The 19,859-nt window shown below is 72.3% G+C and carries 25 protein-coding genes and 1 pseudogene; 9 read left to right on the top strand and 17 right to left on the bottom strand.

What is annotated here, in order from left to right; all coding sequences use genetic code 11:
• Positions 1-93 precede the first annotated feature (93 nt).
• Both arr and AB4091_RS06405 read left to right on the top strand, forming a co-directional pair.
• Positions 94-1,047 carry an NAD(+)--rifampin ADP-ribosyltransferase gene (gene arr / locus AB4091_RS06400; protein WP_442290895.1) on the top strand — a complete coding sequence of 318 codons (954 nt, stop codon included), beginning with the start codon at positions 94-96 and terminating at the stop codon, positions 1,045-1,047.
• Between the two features lie 40 nt (positions 1,048-1,087).
• Positions 1,088-2,122 carry a molybdopterin-dependent oxidoreductase gene (locus AB4091_RS06405; RefSeq protein ID WP_442290896.1) on the top strand — a complete coding sequence of 345 codons (1,035 nt, stop codon included), beginning with the start codon at positions 1,088-1,090 and terminating at the stop codon, positions 2,120-2,122.
• Positions 2,123-2,173: 51 nt separating this feature from the next.
• Here AB4091_RS06405 and AB4091_RS06410 read toward each other — a convergent pair whose 3' ends face one another.
• A complete protein-coding gene (locus AB4091_RS06410; protein WP_442290897.1) occupies positions 2,174-3,085 on the bottom strand; it encodes a hypothetical protein in 912 nt (303 codons plus the stop codon).
• 161 nt (positions 3,086-3,246) lie between these two features.
• Between AB4091_RS06410 and AB4091_RS06415 the strand changes: the two genes are divergently transcribed.
• On the top strand, positions 3,247-3,396 hold the full coding sequence (locus tag AB4091_RS06415; protein ID WP_442290898.1) for a hypothetical protein: 150 nt from the start codon (positions 3,247-3,249) through the stop codon (positions 3,394-3,396).
• Positions 3,397-3,466: 70 nt separating this feature from the next.
• Here AB4091_RS06415 and AB4091_RS06420 read toward each other — a convergent pair whose 3' ends face one another.
• Positions 3,467-4,234 carry a CPBP family intramembrane glutamic endopeptidase gene (locus tag AB4091_RS06420; RefSeq protein WP_442290899.1) on the bottom strand — a complete coding sequence of 256 codons (768 nt, stop codon included), beginning with the start codon at positions 4,232-4,234 and terminating at the stop codon, positions 3,467-3,469.
• A 191-nt stretch (positions 4,235-4,425) separates the two neighbouring features.
• Here AB4091_RS06420 and AB4091_RS06425 point away from each other — a divergent pair, with 191 nt between their 5' ends.
• Positions 4,426-4,944 (top strand): hypothetical protein, encoded by a 519-nt coding sequence (locus AB4091_RS06425; RefSeq protein ID WP_442290900.1) that lies wholly within the window; start codon positions 4,426-4,428, stop codon positions 4,942-4,944.
• A 107-nt stretch (positions 4,945-5,051) separates the two neighbouring features.
• Positions 5,052-5,858: a hypothetical protein gene (locus AB4091_RS06430; protein WP_442290901.1), complete on the top strand. Its 807-nt coding sequence runs from the start codon at positions 5,052-5,054 to the stop codon at positions 5,856-5,858.
• Between the two features lie 3 nt (positions 5,859-5,861).
• Here the strand turns inward: AB4091_RS06430 and AB4091_RS06435 are convergent, their stop codons facing one another.
• Entirely contained in the window at positions 5,862-6,296 is a 435-nt protein-coding gene (locus AB4091_RS06435) for a VOC family protein (protein WP_442290902.1), read from the bottom strand.
• A gap of 47 nt (positions 6,297-6,343) precedes the next feature.
• The gene (locus AB4091_RS06440; RefSeq protein ID WP_442290903.1) at positions 6,344-7,015 is read right to left on the bottom strand and encodes a Type 1 glutamine amidotransferase-like domain-containing protein; all 672 of its coding nucleotides are present in this window, start codon (positions 7,013-7,015) and stop codon (positions 6,344-6,346) included.
• Between the two features lie 150 nt (positions 7,016-7,165).
• On the opposite strand from AB4091_RS06440, the gene AB4091_RS06445 reads away from it, so the two are divergent.
• Complete coding sequence (locus tag AB4091_RS06445) at positions 7,166-8,707, top strand: hypothetical protein (protein WP_442290904.1); 1,542 nt, start codon at positions 7,166-7,168, stop codon at positions 8,705-8,707.
• 42 nt (positions 8,708-8,749) lie between these two features.
• On the top strand, positions 8,750-9,211 hold the full coding sequence (locus AB4091_RS06450) for a phage tail protein (protein WP_442290905.1): 462 nt from the start codon (positions 8,750-8,752) through the stop codon (positions 9,209-9,211).
• A 21-nt stretch (positions 9,212-9,232) separates the two neighbouring features.
• Here AB4091_RS06450 and AB4091_RS06455 read toward each other — a convergent pair whose 3' ends face one another.
• The 3 genes and pseudogenes from AB4091_RS06455 to AB4091_RS06465 form a co-directional block, all read right to left on the bottom strand.
• Positions 9,233-9,751: a carbohydrate ABC transporter permease gene (locus tag AB4091_RS06455; RefSeq protein ID WP_442290906.1), complete on the bottom strand. Its 519-nt coding sequence runs from the start codon at positions 9,749-9,751 to the stop codon at positions 9,233-9,235.
• A gap of 31 nt (positions 9,752-9,782) precedes the next feature.
• Positions 9,783-9,875, bottom strand: a pseudogene (locus AB4091_RS06460) (hypothetical protein); the annotation flags it as partial.
• 24 nt (positions 9,876-9,899) lie between these two features.
• On the bottom strand, positions 9,900-10,700 hold the full coding sequence (locus tag AB4091_RS06465; RefSeq protein WP_442290907.1) for a DeoR/GlpR family DNA-binding transcription regulator: 801 nt from the start codon (positions 10,698-10,700) through the stop codon (positions 9,900-9,902).
• A gap of 125 nt (positions 10,701-10,825) precedes the next feature.
• On the opposite strand from AB4091_RS06465, the gene AB4091_RS06470 reads away from it, so the two are divergent.
• Positions 10,826-11,725: an SIS domain-containing protein gene (locus AB4091_RS06470; protein ID WP_442290908.1), complete on the top strand. Its 900-nt coding sequence runs from the start codon at positions 10,826-10,828 to the stop codon at positions 11,723-11,725.
• An 85-nt stretch (positions 11,726-11,810) separates the two neighbouring features.
• Here AB4091_RS06470 and AB4091_RS06475 read toward each other — a convergent pair whose 3' ends face one another.
• From AB4091_RS06475 to AB4091_RS06510, 8 genes are all read right to left on the bottom strand, one after another.
• Positions 11,811-12,644 carry a class II fructose-bisphosphate aldolase gene (locus AB4091_RS06475; RefSeq protein WP_442290909.1) on the bottom strand — a complete coding sequence of 278 codons (834 nt, stop codon included), beginning with the start codon at positions 12,642-12,644 and terminating at the stop codon, positions 11,811-11,813.
• Positions 12,641-13,606, bottom strand: coding sequence for a 1-phosphofructokinase family hexose kinase (locus tag AB4091_RS06480; protein ID WP_442290910.1), 966 nt, complete (start codon positions 13,604-13,606; stop codon positions 12,641-12,643). The genes AB4091_RS06475 and AB4091_RS06480 overlap by 4 nt, the downstream gene beginning before the upstream one ends.
• Positions 13,603-14,508: an ROK family protein gene (locus AB4091_RS06485; protein WP_442291395.1), complete on the bottom strand. Its 906-nt coding sequence runs from the start codon at positions 14,506-14,508 to the stop codon at positions 13,603-13,605. Before AB4091_RS06485 ends, AB4091_RS06480 begins: the two co-directional genes overlap by 4 nt.
• A gap of 243 nt (positions 14,509-14,751) precedes the next feature.
• Complete coding sequence (locus AB4091_RS06490) at positions 14,752-15,018, bottom strand: ferredoxin (RefSeq protein ID WP_442290911.1); 267 nt, start codon at positions 15,016-15,018, stop codon at positions 14,752-14,754.
• Positions 15,002-16,141, bottom strand: a complete 1,140-nt coding sequence (locus tag AB4091_RS06495; RefSeq protein WP_442290912.1) for an NADH-ubiquinone oxidoreductase-F iron-sulfur binding region domain-containing protein — start codon at positions 16,139-16,141, stop codon at positions 15,002-15,004. Before AB4091_RS06495 ends, AB4091_RS06490 begins: the two co-directional genes overlap by 17 nt.
• A complete protein-coding gene (locus AB4091_RS06500) occupies positions 16,138-16,701 on the bottom strand; it encodes a ferric reductase-like transmembrane domain-containing protein (protein WP_442290913.1) in 564 nt (187 codons plus the stop codon). The genes AB4091_RS06495 and AB4091_RS06500 overlap by 4 nt, the downstream gene beginning before the upstream one ends.
• A complete protein-coding gene (locus tag AB4091_RS06505) occupies positions 16,701-17,639 on the bottom strand; it encodes an FAD:protein FMN transferase (RefSeq protein ID WP_442290914.1) in 939 nt (312 codons plus the stop codon). Before AB4091_RS06505 ends, AB4091_RS06500 begins: the two co-directional genes overlap by 1 nt.
• Positions 17,639-17,941 (bottom strand): hypothetical protein, encoded by a 303-nt coding sequence (locus tag AB4091_RS06510; RefSeq protein WP_442290915.1) that lies wholly within the window; start codon positions 17,939-17,941, stop codon positions 17,639-17,641. The genes AB4091_RS06505 and AB4091_RS06510 overlap by 1 nt, the downstream gene beginning before the upstream one ends.
• 162 nt (positions 17,942-18,103) lie before the next feature.
• Here AB4091_RS06510 and AB4091_RS06515 point away from each other — a divergent pair, with 162 nt between their 5' ends.
• Positions 18,104-18,508, top strand: coding sequence for a VOC family protein (locus AB4091_RS06515; protein ID WP_442290916.1), 405 nt, complete (start codon positions 18,104-18,106; stop codon positions 18,506-18,508).
• Here the strand turns inward: AB4091_RS06515 and AB4091_RS06520 are convergent.
• On the bottom strand, positions 18,505-19,404 hold the full coding sequence (locus AB4091_RS06520) for an alpha/beta hydrolase (RefSeq protein WP_442290917.1): 900 nt from the start codon (positions 19,402-19,404) through the stop codon (positions 18,505-18,507). The genes AB4091_RS06515 and AB4091_RS06520 overlap by 4 nt on opposite strands.
• 62 nt (positions 19,405-19,466) lie before the next feature.
• Complete coding sequence (locus AB4091_RS06525; RefSeq protein WP_442290918.1) at positions 19,467-19,808, bottom strand: MmcQ/YjbR family DNA-binding protein; 342 nt, start codon at positions 19,806-19,808, stop codon at positions 19,467-19,469.
• Positions 19,809-19,859 lie beyond the last annotated feature (51 nt).

Below are 19,859 nucleotides of genomic sequence, written 5' to 3' on the forward strand. Positions count from 1 at the left end.
ATGCGACTTTGGTGCTAGAACCACGAAAACTGCGCGTTCCTCCGGGGCCTGGGTTCCCCGGAGCGGCGGGACGAAGTGTGCCAGATTGTGACGATGCAGACGAGCACCGGCGACTTCGAGCTGACGACGGACGAGCTGCGGGCCGTCACCGCGTATGCCGTCGCGTGCGCCGAGCCCATGCTCGTGCTCTTCCGGCGCGACCGCCCTGACGACCCCCGGCCCGAGGCCGCGCTCCGGGCGGCGCGAGCGTTCGCCGAAGGGGCGCCGCGCTCGAACCTCCAACGCACGACCGCCACCGACGCCCACCGCGCCGCCAAGGACGCGTCCTCCGAGGCCGCCCGGCACGCGGCGACCGCTGCAGGCGATGCGGCGGCTGCGGCATACCTCCACCCCATCGCCAAGGCGACCCAGGTGCGCCACATCCTGGGTTCGGCTGCCCACGCAGCGCGCGCGGCCGAGCTCGCCCGCGGCGACGACCCGGTCGTCGCCGAGTACGTCGTCACCGCGGCCGCCAGGCGAGCCACCCCGGTCGTCCTCGACGTGCTGTCGCGCTACCCCCGGGTGGTCAAGGGGCGCAGCCGCGTCTCGGTTCTCATGGCCCGCCTCGACAGTCTGCTCCAGGACCCGCCGCCGACGCCGCGTGTCGTCGACGACCCCGGTCCGTTCTTCCACGGCACCAGGGCCGACGTGACACCGGGTGACCTGCTCACGCCGGGGTGGCGCTCCAACTACGGCTCGGGACGCCAGTCCAAGCACATCTACGTCACGGCCAGCCAGCAGGGGGCGCCCCTGGCGGCCGAGCTCGCTCGCGGCGACGGCCCCCCGCGCGTCTACCGGGTCGAGCCGCTCGGCACGCTCGAGGACGACCCGAACGTCACCGACAAGCGCTTCCCCGGCAACCCCACCCGGTCGTACCGCACCACGGAGCCGCTCCGCGTCGTCGAGGAGATCACCGGCTGGGAGCCGCCGCCGCCCGAGGTCGTCGCCCACATCCGCAGCCACACGGGCGAGCTGGCAGAGCTCGGCATCGAGGCCATGGACGACTGAGCTGTCGGCGGACGGGCACGTCGGCAGGCACACTGGGTGGATGGCCGCATCGACCCGGCCGGGCCGGGGGACCAACCTCGCGCTCCTGGTGCTGCTGGCGGGCTCGTTCCTGACCGGTTGGGTGGCGTTCGGGGTCGGGGTGGCTCCGGGGTCAAGGCTCGTGGCCGTGGCGCACGGCACGCTCGGTCTCGGCATCCTCCTGCTCGCGCCGTGGAAGAGCGTCATCGTCGGCCGTGGACTTCGCCGTCGCCGGCGGCACGGGGTCGCCGTCGCGCTCGTGCTCGTCCTGGCGGCAAGCCTGCTCGCTGGAGTCGTGCACTCCGTGTTCGGGCCGCTGTGCGTCGGCGCGGTGAGCGCACTCGCGCTGCACGTCGCCTTCGCCGTCGTGGTCGTCCCGCTTGCTCTCGGCCATGTCGTGCGTCGACCCCAACGCGTACGCGGGAGCGACCTCTCGCGACGAACGGCGTTGCGAGCCATGACATTCGGCGGGACGGCACTGCTCGCGTACGCCGCCCTGTCGTCGGTGACGTCGGCGGCCGGCCTGCCTGGCGCGCGACGCCGCGAGACCGGCTCGTACGAGGTCGGATCCGGCGATCCCACGACCGTGCCGGTCACCCAGTGGTTCACCGACGGCGTGCCCGACATCGACCCTGCCGCGTTCGTGCTGCGGATCGAGCGACCGGACCAGCCGGGACAGCAGCTCTCGTACGATGCGCTGCTCACGGCTGCGGTCACCACCCGGGCAGCGGTCATCGACTGCACGGGCGGGTGGTGGTCCGAGCAGACCTGGCGCGGAGTCCGGCTCGACACGGTGCTCGGCCCCCTCGGCCCCCTCGACCACGGCTCGATCGTGGTGCGATCGCTGACCGGCTACACCCGGCGCTTCCCGGCCGAAGAGGCCTCTGCCCTGATGCTCGCCACGCACATGGGCGGGGTCCCGCTCTCGCCCGGCCACGGCGGGCCGGTCCGGCTGGTCGCCCCCGGACGGCGCGGCTTCTGGTGGGTCAAGTGGGTCTCGGACGTGAGCGTCGACGCACGACCGTGGTGGACGCAGCCGCCGTTCCCCCTGCAGTGAGAAGGCCGCCCGAGTCCGTGGACTCGAGCGGCCTCCAGGCACCCCCGGTGGTCAGCCGCCGATGGGCGTCGGGTTCGTCGGGTCGGGCGGCACCGGGAGGGAGCCGCGGATGCGGTTCTGCGCCTGGCAGTTCTGCGTGCAGCTCGTCGCCCCCTGGCTCAGCTCGATCGCGTCCTCACCGAGCACGCCGCCCAGCCGGCCGCCCGACGCGACCGACCACGTCGTGACAGAGCCCGTCTGCAGTGTCTTCGTGGCGACCTGCGGGCTGTCCTTGCCGAGCAGCATCTGGTGGTAGCCGGTGCTGCTCTGCGCGGCGGAGACGGCGTCGATCCCGTTGCTGAAGTTGACCTTCCCGGTGAACGGGTTGACGAAGTAGAAGAGCGTCGGGCCGAGCGTGTGCGTCAGCGTGACGGTGCCGGCGAACTCCGGCTCCATCTGGAAGATGCCGCCCTGCGGCGAGTCCTTGGCCTGGACCTTGAGCTTGCCTGCGGCAGTGCGGAACAGGGCGACGAGCGTGTCGTCGCGGACCTGCAGCTCGAGCACCGGGCCGGCGAGCTGTGCGGGGGTCAGGGTGGGCACCTTGCTCTGGAAGACCACGGTGGGGCTCGTGACCATCCGGTCAGGTGCGGGAGCACCGGTCAGGGCGTAGTCGTAGACGCCGAGCGTGGCCGGGTCGATGGTGAAGGTCGTGTGCATGCCGGTGACCTTGACGAGGCCGCGCACGGCGCCCTGGATCTTGGCGTCCTTGCCGGGTGCGGGGTCGTAGGTGGTGCCGTTGACCGTCACGGCGTAGTTGCCGGCCGAGCCGGCCGTCGCCGCGCCGACGGTCGTCGTGCCGCCGGTGCCGTCGTCACCGGGCTCGCCGCCCTTGGCGGTGGCGACCCCCGACAGGCCGAGGCCGAGGAGAGCGCCGGCCGCGAGGACGGCCGTTCCGCGCAGCAGTCCCTGGGTCGTCTTACGCATGCATGCCCCTTGTGCTCGTGCCGATGCGCACCCTGGTGGTGCGCCGATGCGAGCACACCGGAACGGTGGTACTAGCCGAAAGCCGGACAAAGGTAGTAATACCGACCCGAACCGCCCCGCAATCGAGGCCGGGGCCCGGCCCGAGCGAGGCCGGCTTCCGGGTGGGTCTCGGCATCGGCGCCGGCGTCGCGGCCCTCGCGTCCCTCACCGCGCTGTGCATCCCGACGCGAGCGGCTCGGGCCGCCGAGGACCGCATCGAGCACCCTGCCGACGCTTCCACGGATGAGAAGCTCGTCGCCGCCCGCGGCTGAGCGGGACGGCCGGGGTCACGGCACGGCATACGCCCTGACCCCGGCCAGGCCACCCGGCGCCGGTGCGCCGCTAACGGAGCACCAGCGCCAGCGTCGCCCCGACGATGAGCACCGACTGGATGCTGTGGACGATGATCCCCAGCCAGGCGCTGCGGTAGCGGCGGGACGGCAGGGCCAGCGCCACGGAGTCGAGCAGCGCCGTCGGGATCACCCACGGCAGGTGCAGGTGGTAGACCGCGAAGAGCACCCCGTTGGCCAGCCAGTCCCAGCGCCCGAACACGCCGCGCATCCGGGGGAGCAGCAGGCCTCGGAACAGCAGCTCCTCGCCGAGCACGGTGTTGAACAGGGCCATGACGACGATCACGACGAACCACGGCCAGTTGCCGGCGAGGAACTCGTGTCCCGGCGTCGACCGCAGGAACTGGCCCAGGTCGCGGCCGGCCGGCGCGGCCACGTGTGGAAGCACCTGCTCGAGGCCGACGACCAGCACGGCCGGCACCAGCACCCACCAGACCCGGCCACCGACCCGACCCGTACGCGGGCTGCTCGGTCGCCGCAGCCACAGCGCGTCCGCGACGGCGCGCCACCGCAGGGTGCCCGTCTCGCGCCGCACCAGCACGAGCACGAGCACGCCCTGCCACACCAGCCCGACGGTGAGGCACGCGACCAGGGCCCTCGGCCACGAGGCCGGTCCATCGAGCCGGTCGGCGAGGGCCGGGGCCACCAGCCAGGCCAGCGCCCCCATCGGCAGGGCCGCGGCGGCCCAGACCGCGAGGATCTGGCCCAGGCCGTACTGCGGCGGCGCCGACGCGGGTCCGGGCGACCGGTCCGTCGCCACGGGGGGTGTGTAAGAGAGTGACATCTGGACCTCCTCAGGCTCGCTCCGCAGCGTGCTCCCAGGCGCGCCCGTGCCGCATCGGGGATCACCCTGAACCCGGTCCGGAACCTGCCGCAACGGATCAGGGGTCTGCGGTGTCTTTCCACCAGGGGCCGGTGATCCCGCACCGGCCGCGTCACCGGGAGGTCGTCGTGAACCGATCCGCCGTTGCCGCCGGGGTGGTCATCACGGCGCTGGCCGTCCTCGGCACGGGCGGCTGCACGAGCCCCGGCGGGTCCGGGGCCGGCCCCGCCACCTCCGTCGCCCCGCAGCCGGTGTCGGCCTGCAGGTCCACGCCGACGACTGGGGACACGTCGGCCATCATCGACTGGGTCGACTTCGTGCAGCTGGGTGGCGTCCAGTACTACGCCGGCTTCGACGGGCAGCTGCCGCCGGTCCCGACCGAACAGCTCGGCGCGACGGTGGGGCTGGTCGAGTGCCGGCTCAGCGATCTGCACTTCGACGGCCTGCCCGGGCTCCCGGTCGACGGTGACGCGGCGTTCATCCCGATCGGCACACCGGTGCGCGCCATCCGGGGCTTCGACCCCGCGTGCCGGGTCACGGCGAGGGTCGACGGCGTCAACCGCGTCTACCTCGCGCACGAGGACGTCAAGGGGGTCACGAGGGCCGTGCCGTGCGCCAAGGCGGCTCCAGCCTCCTCGGGGCGGTAGGCCGGCACCCTGACCGGATCCGGCCGACCACGGCCGCGCCAACTCCGACGGACTGAACGTAGGCTCTAGGGGCCATCCGGCACCTGTTCGCCCGTCGAGGAGCCTCCGTGTCCCACAGTCCGTCCCGCATCCGCGAGATCCTGCCGACCTCGAGCCGCACCGCCCTGGGCGCGACCATAGCCGGCGGCGTGCTCACGGCTCTCGCGTCGGCGCCCGAGCGGTTGAGCCACCTGTTCCGCAACCGGTTCCCGATGGTCGCGGTCACCGGGATGACCGGCGTCGGCAAGAGCCAGCTCATCGACCGGCTCACCCGCCGAGCCTCAGCCGACGGCGTCGCCCCGGTGGGTTCGGCCGTCATGGAACGCCGCACCCGTCGCTCGCCGCGCCTGCACGGGTTCCGCTTCCTCGTCGTGCCCGGCGACAACGCGGCGACCCGCCTCGGCGCCCTCGACGAGGTCTTCCACGACGAGCCGGTCGACGGCGTCATCCACGTCGTCGCCAACGGCTACGCGACCCCCCGACGGGCTGCCGGAACCACCGGCGAGGCCACGGCGAGCCGCGAGGAGCAGCTGGCCGCCGAGCTCGAGGACTGGGCGATCACATCGCACCGGATCGCCTCGCTGGCCGTGCGCCGGCACAAGCCGATCTGGCTCGTCATCGCCGTCACGAAGACCGACCTCTACCCCGACGAGGTCGACCGGGTCGTGCACTACTACTCGCCCGGCAGCGGGTCACCCTTCGGCGAGAAGGTCGACGCGCTGCGGGCGCTGGCCGGTGGGGCCAAGCTCTCGATCGACGTGCTGCCGGTGTCGAGCCAGGGCGGAGACCGCAAGTCCGCGCTCCCGGCCAAGCAGGCCGGCGCCATGGTCGACGCCCTCGCCGACCGACTGGGCCAGCTCAGCGGCCACGACTGAGCGTCAGTCCAGACAGAACTCGTTGCCCTCGACGTCCTGCATCACCAGGCACGACTCGTTGAACCCGTCGGCGAGCAGCAGGCGCTGGCGTGAGGCACCGAGCGCCTCGAGCCGCGCGCACTCGGTCTCGAGCACGGCCACCCGCTCGTCCCCGACGAGGCCGGAGCCGACACGGACGTCGAGGTGGACCCGGTTCTTGACCACCTTGCCCTCGGGCACGCGCTGGAAGAACAGCCGGGGCCCGACGCCCTCGGGGTCGACACACGCGTACGCCCTGCCCTGCTCCTCCGGGGGCAGCGAGGCATCGAACGCCTGCCACGACTCGAAGCCCGGGGGCGGCGGCGGCACGACGTAGCCGAGCACCTCGCACCAGAAGCGCGCCACGCGCTCAGGTTCAGCACAGTCGAAGGTGACCTGGAACTGCTTGACCGTCGCCATGGGCCCACCCTAGGACCCGGGCCATCCCGCGTCGCAACGGATTTCGCCTACGCGTGGAGCAGGGTCCAGTGCCCTTCCGACACGATCTCCAGTCGGCCGTCGACGACCACGAAGGCGGTCTCGTCGTCCACGGCATACGCGGGACCCTCGATGCCGGCCGCCCACTCCTCCGCCTCGGCCAGCGTGTTGCCCGGCACGTCGTCGCCGTTGACGTGCGGGCAGATGAAGAAGTCGACGAGACCGAGCGTCTCGTCGCCACCACCCTTCGGCCGCCACTGGACGAAGTCCTCGCCGACCCTGGGAGTGAGCACCATGCTGCCGGCGCTGAGACCGACCCAGACGGTGTCGTCGAGGGTCGGCAGCAGGTCGGCGAGCCCGGACTCGCGCATCCAGTGCGCCAGGTAGAGCACGTCACCGCCGGCGACGAGCAGGACGTCGGCCTCGCGGACCTTGGGCACCCAGAGGTCCTCGTCGATGCTCGGCAGGGCGGTGAGCTCGAGAACCCCGACGGACTTCCACCCGAGACCGGTCATCCGGAGGTCCGACCTCCCGGAGATGAACTTCCACGGCCCCTCACCCGGGCCCACGTTCGGGTGCCCGTACTGCGCGGTCGGGATGCACAGTGCGGTGGACTCGGCGATCGGTTTGCCGAGGAGACCGACGAGCGCGGCCTCGATGCTCGGGTTCCGGACGCCCGCGGACGTGAGAAGGAGCTTCACCGTGCCTCCCGGACGGGTGAGGATGTCGACGCCGTCAACCTACCGGCCGAGGTTGCGATTTCGACGTCTGCTGGGTATCTAGGGTCCAATGGACCCGATGGGCCGACGGCCCGCGACCTCTCCCGACTCTCACGACCCCCCAGGCTGACCATGACGATGCAGACGCTCGCTCCCGCGCACCGGCGGGCCCGCCTGCTGCCCTCGGTGGCCTCGGTGCCGCAGCACCGTCTCCTCACGCCTGCGGTCATCGCGGTCGCGTTCCTGGTGACCCAGGGCGTCGCGCAGGCGGTCACGCCGTTCATCCGCCAGGACGACTGGACCTTCCTGCTGCCCGACAACCAGCCGAACGTGGCGCCGCCGCGCTACTACAACATCAGCGAGGGACGCTGGCTCAACACCGGCTGGTGGTGGCTCGTCGGCCAGCACGGCACCCCCACGTCCGCCGCCCTCACGTATGCCGTCGGCTACGCCGTACTCGTCGCGGGGATGTGGCGGGTGCTCCACCGCGCCGGAGTTCGTCCCGGTCCGGTCGTCGACGCGCTGCTCGGCGCCGCTCTCTACGCGTCGTGCGTGTGGGTGCAGCTGCTCTACTGGCCGGGGGCACTCACCCCCTCGGTCCTCATCGGCGCCGCAGCGATCTGGCTGCTGCCGTGGGCAGCCGGCTCGCGCGCCCGGATGTCGCTGTGGCTGCTGCTCAGCGGCGTCGCTGCGGTGCTCAGCTACCCGCCCATCGGCGTCGTGCTGCTCGTCTTCGCCGTCGTGCTCCTGCGTGACGCACCGTGGCGCCGCGTGCTCGGGGTCACTGCCGGCTGGGTCGCTGCGTTCGCCGCCGGGGTGGGCGTGGCCTACACGCTCAACTGGGTCGTCAACCAGCACTTCGGCATCGAGCTGGCGGCCTGGCGCGACGCCAACCCGCTCACCTCCCTCGACGCCTTGAGGGTCAACGCCGGTCGCTGGTTCGAGTCGGTCGGCGCCCTGTGGGCGGCCCAGTGGTGGGTTGCCCTCGTGGGCCTCGTGGCCGGCGTGCTCGGGTGGCGCGATCCGAGCGTGCGACGTCGGCTGCAGCGGCTCCTCGTCGCCTTCGTCGTCGCCTGCGGCCTCGACAGCGCCCAGACCCTCGCCACCGGAACCGTCACCGAGGCCCGCGGCCAGCTGTGGACGTGGCTCGTCGCGGTCCTGCCGGTCGCCTTCCTGCTGCTCCGTCGCCGACCTGCGGACGAGCCCGGCGTACGCGTGTCGCGCGCCGAACGCGTACCTGCGCTCCTGCTCGCCGTCCTCGCCGTCGCCGGGGTGCTGGCGTGGCGTGCCGACATCGGCTCCCACCAGGCGACGCGGGTCCAGTACGCCGCGATCGCGGAGCAGGCGACCGCGCCCGAGGCCGGCCAGGCGGCGACGCGGGTCGTCGTCTACCAGGACCCCTCCGTCAAGGACACCCGCGACGGCCGGCTCCTGGCCAGCACGATGTTCATGGCCGTGCGTCAGGAGACGGGCGGGGTGCAGCCCCGCTGGTGCCGCGCCGACGAGTGCACCGTGCTGGCCCGGCAGGCGGCAGACCACCCGGTCGTGCGCATCGACAGCCCCGCCCGGCTCAGCCACGTCATCGGCATCGTGATGCCCTCGCCGCCCGACTGGGTCCAGGAGGGTTTCCGCCTGCCCGACCCGTCGCCGGACAGCGCCGCCGTCCACCGCTAGCCTTGCCGACAGCACCGCGAGGGCTGAGAGCAGGAGGTGGTCATGGCCTACGACGTCGACTTCACGGAGGTCTCGACGGTCGGTCTGGAGTCGTCACCGGTGGCCGAGGCGCTCGCCGGGCTGCGGGCCAACGAGGCCCGCTACTTCAAGAACAAGTACTCCCACACGTTCACGGTGGAGCCCGCCGCCGAGGCGAAGGACGTCGTCGCGTCCGTCAGCACGATCCTCGCCGACGAGCGCGGCATCGTCATCGCGTCGCCCGCCCTCGAGGCCACGCAGTTCGAGGTCGACGGCACCCGCTGGTCATACGTCTTCTACGAGTCGGGCCTCTCGGTCAACGTGCTCTACACGCTCGCCGACGGCGGCAAGCGGGCCGTCGGCTTCAAGCTCTCCGACGGGATGGACGTGCCCGACGAGCTGAGCAGCTTCAAGTTCGCGCGGCAGAAGTCGAAGTTGGCCGGGACGATCCGGGGCTCCTACTTCGTCATCAAGGGCGAGTACTGACCCTCCGGCGCGCGCCTACAGCTATGTGACGCTGCCGGTGGTGAGGCCGCCGACGAGGTGCTTCTCGATGACCGCGAAGAGGATGACGACGGGCACGACGGCGATGACCGAGGCGGCGAAGAGCTGGTCCCAGTGCTGCTCGTAGCCGGTGACGTCCGCACGCATGCCCACCGTCAGCGGCTTGCGGTCGTCGTCGACCATCAGGGTCAGGGCCACGACGTACTCGTTCCACGCCGCGATGAAGGTGAAGATGGTCGCCGTGACGAGGCCCGGCAGAGTGAGCGGCAGCATGACGCGGCGCAGCACCTGCCAGCGTGACGCGCCGTCGAGCGCAGCAGCCTCCTCGACCTCGGTCGGGATCGAGGCGAGGGAGCCGCGCAGGATCCAGATCGCGAAGGCGAGGGTGAACGCCGCGTTCGTCAGGATGAGTGCGCCGTAGGTGTTGATCAGGTTGAGCTCGAAGAGCTGTCGGTAGAGGCCGACGACGAGCGAGGTCCTGAGCCAGGCGAGGAACCGCTCGTCGCGCGATCTTCTTCGCATCGGCCTCGAGGTCGGCCCAGGTCTTGGGGGGCTCGTTGATGCCGGCCTGCTTGAAGAGCGTCTTGTTGTAGAAGAAGGCGCGCGCCGAGGACAGGTCGGGGAAGCCGCAGAACGTGCCCTCAATCGCGCAGAGCGTACGCGTGACCGCTCAGACCTGGTGCACCTCGACCCCCGCCTCGCGCAGGGCGTCGACCTCTTCGGGGTCTGCGCCCACCGTAGTGACGAGATGGTCGATGCGCTCGGCGGGACAGATCGAAGCGAAGGTGCGCGCCCCGAGCTTGTCGCCCGTCGCGACGCAGATGACCTGCTTCGAGCGCTCGATCATGGTGCGGATGATCGCCGCCTCCTCCTCGTGCCGGCACGTCGCACCCTCGCGGGCCGAGAGGCCGTTGACGCCGACGATGGCGACGTCGAGCCACAGCTGGTGCAGCACGAGGGTTGCGAGCGGGCCGGTGACCTCGTAGGACTCGGGTCGGGCCACGCCGCCGAGCGACACGCACTGCACGTGCGGGCGCAGCACCGCCTCGGTCGCGATGTTGAGCGCGTTGGTGACGATGGTGATCTCACCCTCGCTCGCGAGGTCCTCGCGAGCAGTGATCGCCCGCGCCGTCGCCGTGGTGGTCGTGCCCCCGTTGAGGCCGATGACCTGTCCGGTGCGCACCAGGGCGGCGGCCGCCTCGGCGACCCGGCCGCGGTCGTCGTCGGCCCTGGTGCTGCGGTAGCGGTAGGGCAGCTCGTAGGCGACCGAGGTGGCCACGACGCCGCCGTGGTTGCGGGCCACCAGCTGACGCTTGGCCAGCTCGGAGAAGTCGCGGCGGATGGTCGCCTCGCTGACGCCGAGCAGCTCGGCGGCCTCGCCGACGCCGAGACGGCCGGCGGTGGCCAGGCGGTCGAGCATGATCGACCAGCGGCTGGCGCGGTTGCGGGCGAGATCGCTCTCTTCGGTCACGCGCTGACCATACCGCGCAGAACGATCAATGGACATGACCGTCTGTGCGCGTTTAGGCTGTGTTTCGAGCAGACACAAGCAGAGGCGAGTTCGATCGCCTCGCCCTCGAGCCCTCGGAGCCAACGATGTCGCAGAACAGCCACCTCGCACAGGAGATCGCCACACAGCCCGACGACTGGGAGCGTGCCGCGGGACGCCTCGACGAGGTCGCCCGGCACCTGCCCCGACCCGGCGAGCGCGTCGCGACGATCGGGTGCGGCACGTCGTGGTTCATGGGCCAGGCGTATGCCGCCCGCCGCGAGGAGCTGGGCCAGGGCACCACCGACGCGTATGCCGCCTCGGAGCACCGTCTCGCGCGCGGCTACGACCGCGTCGTGCTGATCAGCCGCTCCGGCACGACCACCGAGGTGATGGAGGTCGTCGACCAGCTCCGGGAGGCCGGCACGCCGCACGTCTCGTTCGTCGCGACCGACGGCACCCCGGTCGCCGAGCGGTCCACGGCGACGATCCTCATGGACGACGTCGACGAGCGCTCCGTCGTGCAGACGAGGTTCGCCACGACGTCGCTCGCACTGCTCCGCGCCTCGCTCGGCGAAGACCTCGCGCCGGTGGCCGAGCAGGCCCGCGCAGTGCTCGCGGAAGACGGCGAGACGGCATACGGGGCGCTGCTGCTCGCCGAGCAGCTGACGTTCCTCGGGCGCGGGTGGTCCAACGGCATCGCCAACGAGGCCGGGCTCAAGCTGCGCGAGTCGGCACAGTTCTGGTCGGAGTCCTACCCCGCGATGGAGTACCGCCACGGACCCATCAGCATCGCCTCGCCCGGACGCGCGGTCTGGGCCTTCGGCGACGTTCCCGAGGGACTGCCCGACCAGGTGCGGGCGACCGGTGCGCACTTCGAGCACCGCGACATCGACCCGCTCGCAGACCTGGTGCGCCTGCACCGACTGTGCCTCGCCAAGGCCGACGCCGCCGGACTCGACCCCGACGCCCCCCGCAACCTCACGCGGAGCATCGTCCTCACCTGACCGCGCCTGTTCGGACAGTGGGCACTCGACCTGACCAACCCCATCGAGTGCCCACTTCCCGACACCAGACCGAGAGAACGCCTGGTCAGCGGAGGGCGAGCAGCTGCAGGAGGCGGGCGGCCTCGTCGGTCACCGCCTCGCGGGCCGCCCCGAGGTACTTGCGCGTGTCGACCGTCGGGCACTGCTCCAGCCGCTGGGTCATCGCCCGGGTGAACACCTGGTTCAGGTGCGTCGCGATGTTGACCTTCGTCATCCCGGCGCGCACCGCGGCGACCAGACCGTCGTCAGGCACACCCGACGAGCCATGAAGGACCAGGGGCACAGGAACCGAATGCCGCAGCGCCGCGATGAGATTCGTATCGAGCTCGGCGATGCGGTCTGTCATCGCGTGACTTGACCCGACCGCCACCGCGAGCGCGTCGACGCCAGTGTCGGCGACGAAGCGTGCCGCATCGTGGGGGACGGTGCGCACGCCGGGCGCGTGGACGCCGTCCTTGCCGCCGACCTCACCCAGCTCGGCCTCGACGCTGACGCCGGACGCGCGGCACAGGTCGACGACGCATCTTGTGACGCAACGGTTCTCGTCATCGGGCAGCGTCGAGCCGTCGAACATGACCGAGGTGAGCCCCAGCCGGACGGCCTCCTCCACGAGCGCGACGTCCTCGACGTGGTCGAGGTGGACGGCTACGGGCTGCGAGCAGGCGTCCGCGACGGCCAACGTCGCGGCGGCGATCGGGCCCAGGGAGCCGTGGTAGCGCACGCAGTTCTGCGAGATCTGCATGACGACGGGCAGGCCCACGCGATCCGCTGCGGCGGCATACGCCTCGGCATGCTCGATCTGGATCACGTTGAACGCCGCGAGCCCGCGTCCGGCGGCGGACGCCTCGGCGAGCAAGGGCGTCAGGGGTGAACGGCTCACGTGCGGATCTCCTCGATCTCGACGGTGGGGAGCAGGCGGTCGACGTCGTCGGGGTCCACCGAGCCGGCGACGGGCTGGAGCACCGCCGCGGCCGACCACGCGACGCCCCGGCGCAGTGCGGCAGCCCACGCGTCGCGGCCCTCCGGCAGTCCGCCCGTGCGGTGGTGGTCGGAGAGCTCTGCGGCGAGGGCCGCGGTGAGCGCGTCACCGGCACCGGTCGGGTTGCCCGACACCGGACGACGCAGGTACGCGTGCAGCGCGACGTCGCCATGGACGAGCACAAGCCCGTCGGTGCCGTCGCTGACGACGGCGCACCGGGCGCCGGCAGCGGCGAGAGCACGGGCAGCGCCGCGCACCGATGGCACCTCACCGCGCCCGAGCCCGGCGAGCGTCACTGCGGCCTCGAGCCGGTTGGGCTTGACGAGGTCCGGCGCGGCCCCGAGAGCTCGGGTCAGGTGGATTCCGCTGACGTCGAGGACGACCCGGAGTCCGGCCTCGTGGGCGCGAAGGGTGACGCGGCGCACGAACTCCGGGTCTGTGCCGGGCGGCAGGCTGCCCGACACGGTGAGCACCGTGGCGTCTGTCGCGAGTTGCGCGATCTCGTCGGCAACGCGGTCCCAGACGCGCTGCGACTGGGCCGTGCCGGGCTCGTTGAAGAGGGTCGCCCGACCATCCGCCTCGACGACGGCGACCGAGCGCCGGGTGGGCAGCGGTGAGGAGACCAGGCGGTGCGGCACCCGGCGGGCGTTGAGGTCCCCGGCGAACAGCTCGATCTCGAGCTCGCCGACCGGGGCCACGGCGACGGTTTTGCACCCCATCGCGCTGAGGACCGCCGCGACGTTGAGGCCCTTGCCGCCGGCTCGTTCGCTGACCGAGCCGACCCGGTGGGACTCGCCGAGCGCGACGGACGGCACGGCATACGTGATGTCGAGGGCCGGGCTCGGCGTGAGCGTGAGGATCATCGACCGACGAGGTCGAGGGCGATCGTCGCTGCTCCGAGCGAGCCCGCGCGGTCACCGAGTGCGGCAGACTCGACAGCCACGTCGTCGCGACCGCCCAAGCGGGTGGTCAGCGCCAGGCGCAGGGGCTCGAGCAGGGTGTCGCCCGCGTGGACGAGGCCGCCACCGACGAGGACGAGCTCGGTGCCCGCGGCGGCGACGACGGGCGCGACCATGATCGCGAGCGCGTCGATCGCCTCCTGCCAGATGCGTCGGGCGTCCGGCTCGCCGCCGTCCGCACGACGAGCCACCTCCTCGGCGTCACCGGCGAGGCCCGTCGTCTCGGACCACCTTCGCCCGATGGCCCCGGCGCTCGACAGCGCTTCGAGGCAGCCACGCTGGCCGCACCCGCAGAGCGGACCGTCAGGAACGACCACGACGTGGCCGATCTCCCCGGTCCACAGTGAGCCCGTCACCAGCTCGCCGCGGCAGAGGATCGCGCACGCCAGGCCGGTGCCGAGCGGCACGAACAGCACGTTGTCGGAGTCCTGGGCGGCGCCCAGACGGTGCTCGGCGAGCAGGCCCGAGCGCACGTCATGACCGACCGCGACGGGCACGTCGACGTGAGCGGACACGGAGGCCCGCAGGTCGAGGTCGCGCCACCCGAGGTTGGCCGACCAGACGCCGATGCCGGCGACCTCGTCGACCAGGCCGGGCACGGCGACGCCCACGGCGAGCAGCTCGACGGCCGCTTCGGCGCGGGCGGTCAGCTCGATGACGGTCTTGGCCGCCACCTCGCCGAGCTGCGGCCCGACGTCGGCGGGCGTCGGGGTCACGGCCTCAGCGAGGATCTCCCCGTCGGGGGCCACAAGGGCGGACTTGACCCGGGTTCCTCCGACGTCGATCCCGACCACTGCTTCACGCATCACGACGCGCAGTCTATGCGCAATCCTGCGTGCTTCAACACCACAGCAATCACATTTGGACAATCCACTCGTCCTCGGAGCACGACTCCAGCCTGCCAGCGTGAGCGCCCGAGCGCTCGCTCTGCGCGCTTTGCCGTCGAGTGCCCACGAGCTCACGTCGGGAACTGGGCACTCGACGAGAAGGGCGCGTCGGGAACTGGGCACTCGACGAGAAGGGCGCGTCGGGAACTGGGCACTCGACTTTCAGCGGAGGTAGAGCGCGCGGGCCGGGCAGAGCCGGATGGCCGTCTCGGCGACCGCGTGCCCTTCTGGCCCCTCGACGGTCTCGGGAGCCACGAGGGGGTAGCCCCACTCGTCGAGGGTCACCCCGTCGAGCAGCTGCGCGCAGACACCGTGACCGGTGCACGCGACGCGGTCGACGGCGAGGCGGCTGGCGCGGACGAGGCCGAGACGGCGGCTTGTGTGGTCGTTCGCGTCGGTGGGGGTGGGGCGGTCAGCGTGCGTGGACATGGGCTCTCCCGGGGGTGTCGTGGTCGTGCTGGAGTTGCTGCCGCGCCGCGTCGCACCGGCCGTTCCGGTGTGCGTCGAGGTGGGTCCCGAAGACCCGGAGCGCCGACCAGGCGAAGCCGGCCACACCGTCGGGGAACCGGCAGGCGCCGCGCCCGGGCAGGAGCGAGATCCGGGAGACGACGCGGTCGTATGCCGTGTGGTCGCCGCGTGCGAGCGACCGCCACTCGGCCGCCAGGGCAGGCAGCCCGAACATGCACGGACCGCACTGGCCCGCGGACTCGCCCGCGGCCCAGGTCAGGCAGCGGTCGACGAACTCGACGGGGCACGTCGTCGGGTCGAGCACCTCGACGACGCCCGGACCGGTGCGGGCGCCGACCCGGCCGAGCCCCTCGTCCGACCATACGAGACCCCTCACGTCGCCGGGCGCGACGAAGGTGCCGCCGAGCCCGGCGAGGAGAACTCCCGGCGACCGGTCGACGAGTGCTGAGGCGACGGCGACCGGGTCGGCCGCCGTGAGGAGGTCGAGCACGGGGGCTCCGGCCGCGGTCTCGACGACGACCCCCCGGGCCGTGGGGGTGCTGACCGCGACGAGCCGCGGACCGGGCTCGGCCGCCGTGCCGAACGACCTGAACCAGTCGGGACCGAACCGGACCACCTGCCCTGCGCGCCAGACGGTCTCGGCGTTGAGCACGACCGTCGGACTGATGCGCCTGCCGTCGCTGTCGCGTCCTCCGCGGACGAACGGCTGGCGCTTGGTCATCGGCCGCGCCAGCCCGCCCTGCGTGAGCGAGATGAGGGAGGACTCCTCCGAGGACACGTAGCGCGCCGGGACCTCGAGCACCGGCAGCCCCGCCGCGCGCAGGCGGTGGGCGGTGCCGGAACCGCGGTGGGCGGCATACGTCGTCGGGGAGCCGGCAGCGATGGCCACGGCGCCGTCGACGAGCTCGGCGAGGCGCTCGGCGACGACCCAGCCGTCCTTGGCGGCGCCGAGCTCACCGTCGCAGGCGTTGACGATGAGGTGGGCGCCGTGGGCGTGGGCGGCCTCGACCTTGCGGGCCGTGCTGAAGGCGGCGCCTCCGCGGCCGGTGAGGCCGGCGTCGGCGAGCAGTGCGGTGAGGCTCATGACCACTCCTGGGTGAGGACGGCAGCGCGGCGGGAACGGTCGGCGTACGTGGTGGACCAGCGCCAGGCGACCGCACCGAGACCGATGACGGCGCAGGCGACGGTGGTGGCGACGAGGATCGGCTGGTCGCCCGTGCCGAGGGCGAGGCCGTGCACGACGGCCATCGGCCAGAGCGCGTGCGACAGCAGGTGCACGCGTCGCCAGGTGCGTTCGGCGAGGCGGTGCCGCAGCAACGACGTGACGACGACCGCGACGAGGACGTCGAAGGCGAGCGTGCCGAGCCCGACCCACAGTGCCTCGTAACCCGACGTGAACGGCAGGACGGCGGAGACCAGGTCGATCGAGACGTAGGTCTCGGCGATCGCGGTGGCGATGTGCGCGCCGAGGAAGACAGTCATGCCCAGCGAGAGCCAGCGGTGCAGGGCCATGACGACGGTCGCCGACTCACCGTGCGGGTTGCGCCGACCTGCGGTCACCGCGCCGAGCACGACGACGGCGGTGAGCAGCACGATGCTGGCGACGCCCGTGGCGCGCGAGACGTACCAGAGCAGCTCGTTCATCAGGCGGCCCTGCTCGTCCCGGCGGGCCAGCCGGTCGTCGTGACGACGCGTGCGTCTGCGGCGTCGAGGCGGGCCGGTATGCCGTTGGCTTCGAGCCAGGCCGGTGCGTCGTCGCCGAGCACGATGGCGGCGGTCGACGCCGCGTTCGCCTCCAGGCAGGTGGCGGCTGCGCAGGACACCTGGGCCCAGACGGCGGGTGCGGTGTGCCCGGTGCGTGGGTCCACGATGTGGTGTCGCGTCGTTCCGTCGACGGTCCACACCCGTCGCTGCGTCGAGGACGTCGCGATCGCCTGGCCCGTGCTGGTGACGACCTGACGCGTCACGCCGTCGGCGCCGTCGATGCCGATCGACCAGCCCTGTGGGGGCGGGGAGCCCGAGACCGCGACGTCGCCGCCGAGGTTGACGACGAAGCCGCCCGGCAGTCGCGCCGTGAGGAGCTGGGCGATCGTGTCGGCCGCGTGGGCCTTCGCGGTCGCGCCGAGGTCGATGAGGGTGCCGGCGGCCACGGTGACGCGGCGGCCCGAGGGGTTCAGCTGGACGGTGTGCCAGTGCGGAACGCTGCCGATCCGGGTCTGGTGGAAGTCCGGGCGGGCGCGGACGGCGTCGAGGTCGTCGTCGTAGCCGCCTGCGACGAGGGCCGAGCCCACCGTCGGGTCGACGAGGCCGCCGGTCAGGCGAGCCACGCGGAGCGCTGCCCCGAGGTATGCCGCGAACGTGGGCGACAGGAAGGACTCCGCCGGTGCCCGGCGCGCCCGCACCGCGAGGAGGCTCACCTCCGAGTCGGGGCGGAACCGGCTGACGGCCCGGTCGAGCTCGACGAGGTGCCGGCTGGCGATCGCGACCGCGTCGTCGAGCGTGCCCGGGTCGGTGACGAGGATCGTGTTCGTCGTGCCGATGGCCGAGAAGGTCGCGGCCGTCGCCGCGGCGGTCGCGTTCATCACGAGCCGCCCGAGCTCGTCTGGGCTTGCGCGTTGCTGTTGCCCACGGGCGCGACCGCGGAGAAGCCGCTCGTGTCCGAGCTGCTCGATTCGTCGGAGGAGCTCGTGTCGGAGGAGTTCGTGCTCGACGTCGTGGTGTCAGAGCTGCTCGAGCCGGCCGTGCTGGTGGTCGAGGTCGCCACGGTCTGGGTCCGGGCGTCGGCGAGGTGGACGCCGATGGCGCCGACCAGCAGGGTCGAGGCGGTGAGGGCACCGGCGGTCACGAGTCGGGCTCGGTGCAGGGCGCGGGGGAGGGGGCTCATGGGGGACTCCTTCAGTGGGATTGGTCCCACCGTCGCGACCACCCCTGTGCACCTCCTGTGCCGCCGCCCAGCCTCCGCGATGACTTGGCGCGGCACGGCTCACGGGCTCACGGCATACGCAATCCGCTTGCGCCCGAGGACCGGCGGGACGACGCTCGGCCCATGGCACTCGAGATCCACAACATCACGTTCGACTGCGCCCACGCCCGCGGTCTGGCGACCTTCTGGGCCGGCCTGCTGGGCTGGAACGTCTTCTATGACGATGACCCCGAGGTCGTCGTCGCGCCGTCGTACCCGAACTCGGGCACGGGCCTGCTGTTCATCCCCGTGCCCGAGGGCAAGACGGCCAAGAACCGGGTGCACCTCGACGTCGCGCCCGACGAGGGCACTCGCGACGAAGCGGTCGAGCGGGCGGTGGCGGCGGGCGCGACCGTGACCGGTGACCACCGCGAGGACGACGGCACCGGCTGGGTGACCCTCGCCGACCCGGAGGGCAACGAGTTCTGCATCGAGAGAGGCGCGGCCGAACGCGGTCCGCGCACGTCGACCGCCTACCGCATCGGCTAGGTCGCGCTCGAGGCCGGTGGTGCGGCGTCCGGGCCGGCCCCGTGCCGGCCGAGGAAGGCCGTCGAGGCGTCGGCGACCTCGCGCCAGCCGCTGTCGACGACGAGCGAGTGGCCGCGGTCGGGGATCTCGATGATCTCGGTGGGGCTCGGGTTCTTCAGCTGGAGCTTGTAGGACGCGTGGGCAATCGCCCAGGGCACGATGTGGTCCTTCTCACCGCTGATGACGAGGAGCGGGCCGCGGTCGGCGCGGCGGGTGTCGACGCTCGCCTCGGTGCGCGGGTTGATGTTGGCGGTCGCAGCCTGGAACAGCGGACGACCCGGCGCTGCAACGGGATACGTGCGGTAGAGGTCGGCGGCCTCCTCTGCCGGGACGGCGTTGGCGAACGCGTAGCGGAACTGGTCGAACGTCAGCGACACCGACCGGTTGTAGTTGCCCGGGTTGGTGAGGACGGGTGCGCTCGCCCGCAGCGCCGAGAGCGGCAGCGGCAGCACGCCCCGGAACGGCGCCGGGTCGACGGCGACGGCAGCGCGAGCGAGCCCGAGCCCGGCGAGCTTCTGGGTGATCAGACCTCCGAAGGAGTGCCCGATGACGACCGGCTCGCGGTCGAGCAGGCGGATGACGTCGGCAACGTGGTCGGTGACCTGGCCGACGGTCTTGCCGGCGAAGACCTCCGGATGGGCACGGGCGGCGTCGACGGTCTCGGGGTCGTCGGGCCAACCCGGGGCGAGGGTGGCGTAGCCGAGCGACTCGAAGTGGGCGCGCCACGTGTCCCAGCTGCTCGGCAGCAGCCACAGGCCGTGGACGAAGACGACGGGCAGCCGTCCGCTCGCGTTGGCGGCCTCGACCTCCGCGCGCTCGCGGTCGGTGAGGAGCGGGCCGGCGGGAGTGGTGCTCATGCAGGTCTCCTAGCGTCGAGGGGTCGCGTCGAGGGGTCGCGTCGAGGGGTCGCGCGAGTCGGTCAGTCCGCCCGGGCCAGTGCCACGGTCTTGGGCACGACCATGCGCCACGCGTCGACGACGATCTCGCGCATCCGGGGCTCGTCGAGGGCGTCGAGGCGCACCTCCACCCAGTTGAAGCGCAGGTCAGAGCGCCGCGGCAGGTGGAACACGTCGGGCTCGCTCGCGACGAGCACGTCGCGCTCCTCCTTGGGGAACGCGAAGCCCATCTCGGTCTCGTCGGCGGAGAACGCGAGCCACACGATCTTGCCGACCCGGAACTTCACGCGGTCGCGGACGAGCACCTCGTAGGAGCGCGGCAGCTGCTCGGCGACTCGGCGCACGTCGTCGATGGTCACGGGCACCGTTCCAGCCTGCCACGGCCATCAGGGTGACACGCCGTTCCGTTGCCTCTG

Source organism: Terrabacter sp. 2RAF25 (assembly GCF_052115265.1).
Classification (GTDB): Bacteria; Actinomycetota; Actinomycetes; order Actinomycetales; family Dermatophilaceae; genus Terrabacter.

Coding starts and splice junctions, on each gene's coding strand:
- AB4091_RS06480 (WP_442290910.1), bottom strand. CDS start 13,606: ATGATCCTCACGCTCACGCCGAGCCCGGCCCTCGACATCACGTATGCC.
- AB4091_RS06450 (WP_442290905.1), top strand. CDS start 8,750: ATGGCCTACGACGTCGACTTCACGGAGGTCTCGACGGTCGGTCTGGAG.
- AB4091_RS06500 (WP_442290913.1), bottom strand. CDS start 16,701: ATGAACGAGCTGCTCTGGTACGTCTCGCGCGCCACGGGCGTCGCCAGC.
- AB4091_RS06470 (WP_442290908.1), top strand. CDS start 10,826: ATGTCGCAGAACAGCCACCTCGCACAGGAGATCGCCACACAGCCCGAC.
- AB4091_RS06445 (WP_442290904.1), top strand. CDS start 7,166: ATGACGATGCAGACGCTCGCTCCCGCGCACCGGCGGGCCCGCCTGCTG.
- AB4091_RS06520 (WP_442290917.1), bottom strand. CDS start 19,404: ATGAGCACCACTCCCGCCGGCCCGCTCCTCACCGACCGCGAGCGCGCG.
- arr (WP_442290895.1), top strand. CDS start 94: ATGCAGACGAGCACCGGCGACTTCGAGCTGACGACGGACGAGCTGCGG.
- AB4091_RS06505 (WP_442290914.1), bottom strand. CDS start 17,639: ATGAACGCGACCGCCGCGGCGACGGCCGCGACCTTCTCGGCCATCGGC.
- AB4091_RS06435 (WP_442290902.1), bottom strand. CDS start 6,296: ATGGCGACGGTCAAGCAGTTCCAGGTCACCTTCGACTGTGCTGAACCT.
- AB4091_RS06485 (WP_442291395.1), bottom strand. CDS start 14,508: ATGCGTGAAGCAGTGGTCGGGATCGACGTCGGAGGAACCCGGGTCAAG.
- AB4091_RS06405 (WP_442290896.1), top strand. CDS start 1,088: ATGGCCGCATCGACCCGGCCGGGCCGGGGGACCAACCTCGCGCTCCTG.
- AB4091_RS06515 (WP_442290916.1), top strand. CDS start 18,104: ATGGCACTCGAGATCCACAACATCACGTTCGACTGCGCCCACGCCCGC.
- AB4091_RS06455 (WP_442290906.1), bottom strand. CDS start 9,751: ATGCGAAGAAGATCGCGCGACGAGCGGTTCCTCGCCTGGCTCAGGACC.
- AB4091_RS06510 (WP_442290915.1), bottom strand. CDS start 17,941: ATGAGCCCCCTCCCCCGCGCCCTGCACCGAGCCCGACTCGTGACCGCC.
- AB4091_RS06495 (WP_442290912.1), bottom strand. CDS start 16,141: ATGAGCCTCACCGCACTGCTCGCCGACGCCGGCCTCACCGGCCGCGGA.
- AB4091_RS06490 (WP_442290911.1), bottom strand. CDS start 15,018: ATGTCCACGCACGCTGACCGCCCCACCCCCACCGACGCGAACGACCAC.
- AB4091_RS06410 (WP_442290897.1), bottom strand. CDS start 3,085: ATGCGTAAGACGACCCAGGGACTGCTGCGCGGAACGGCCGTCCTCGCG.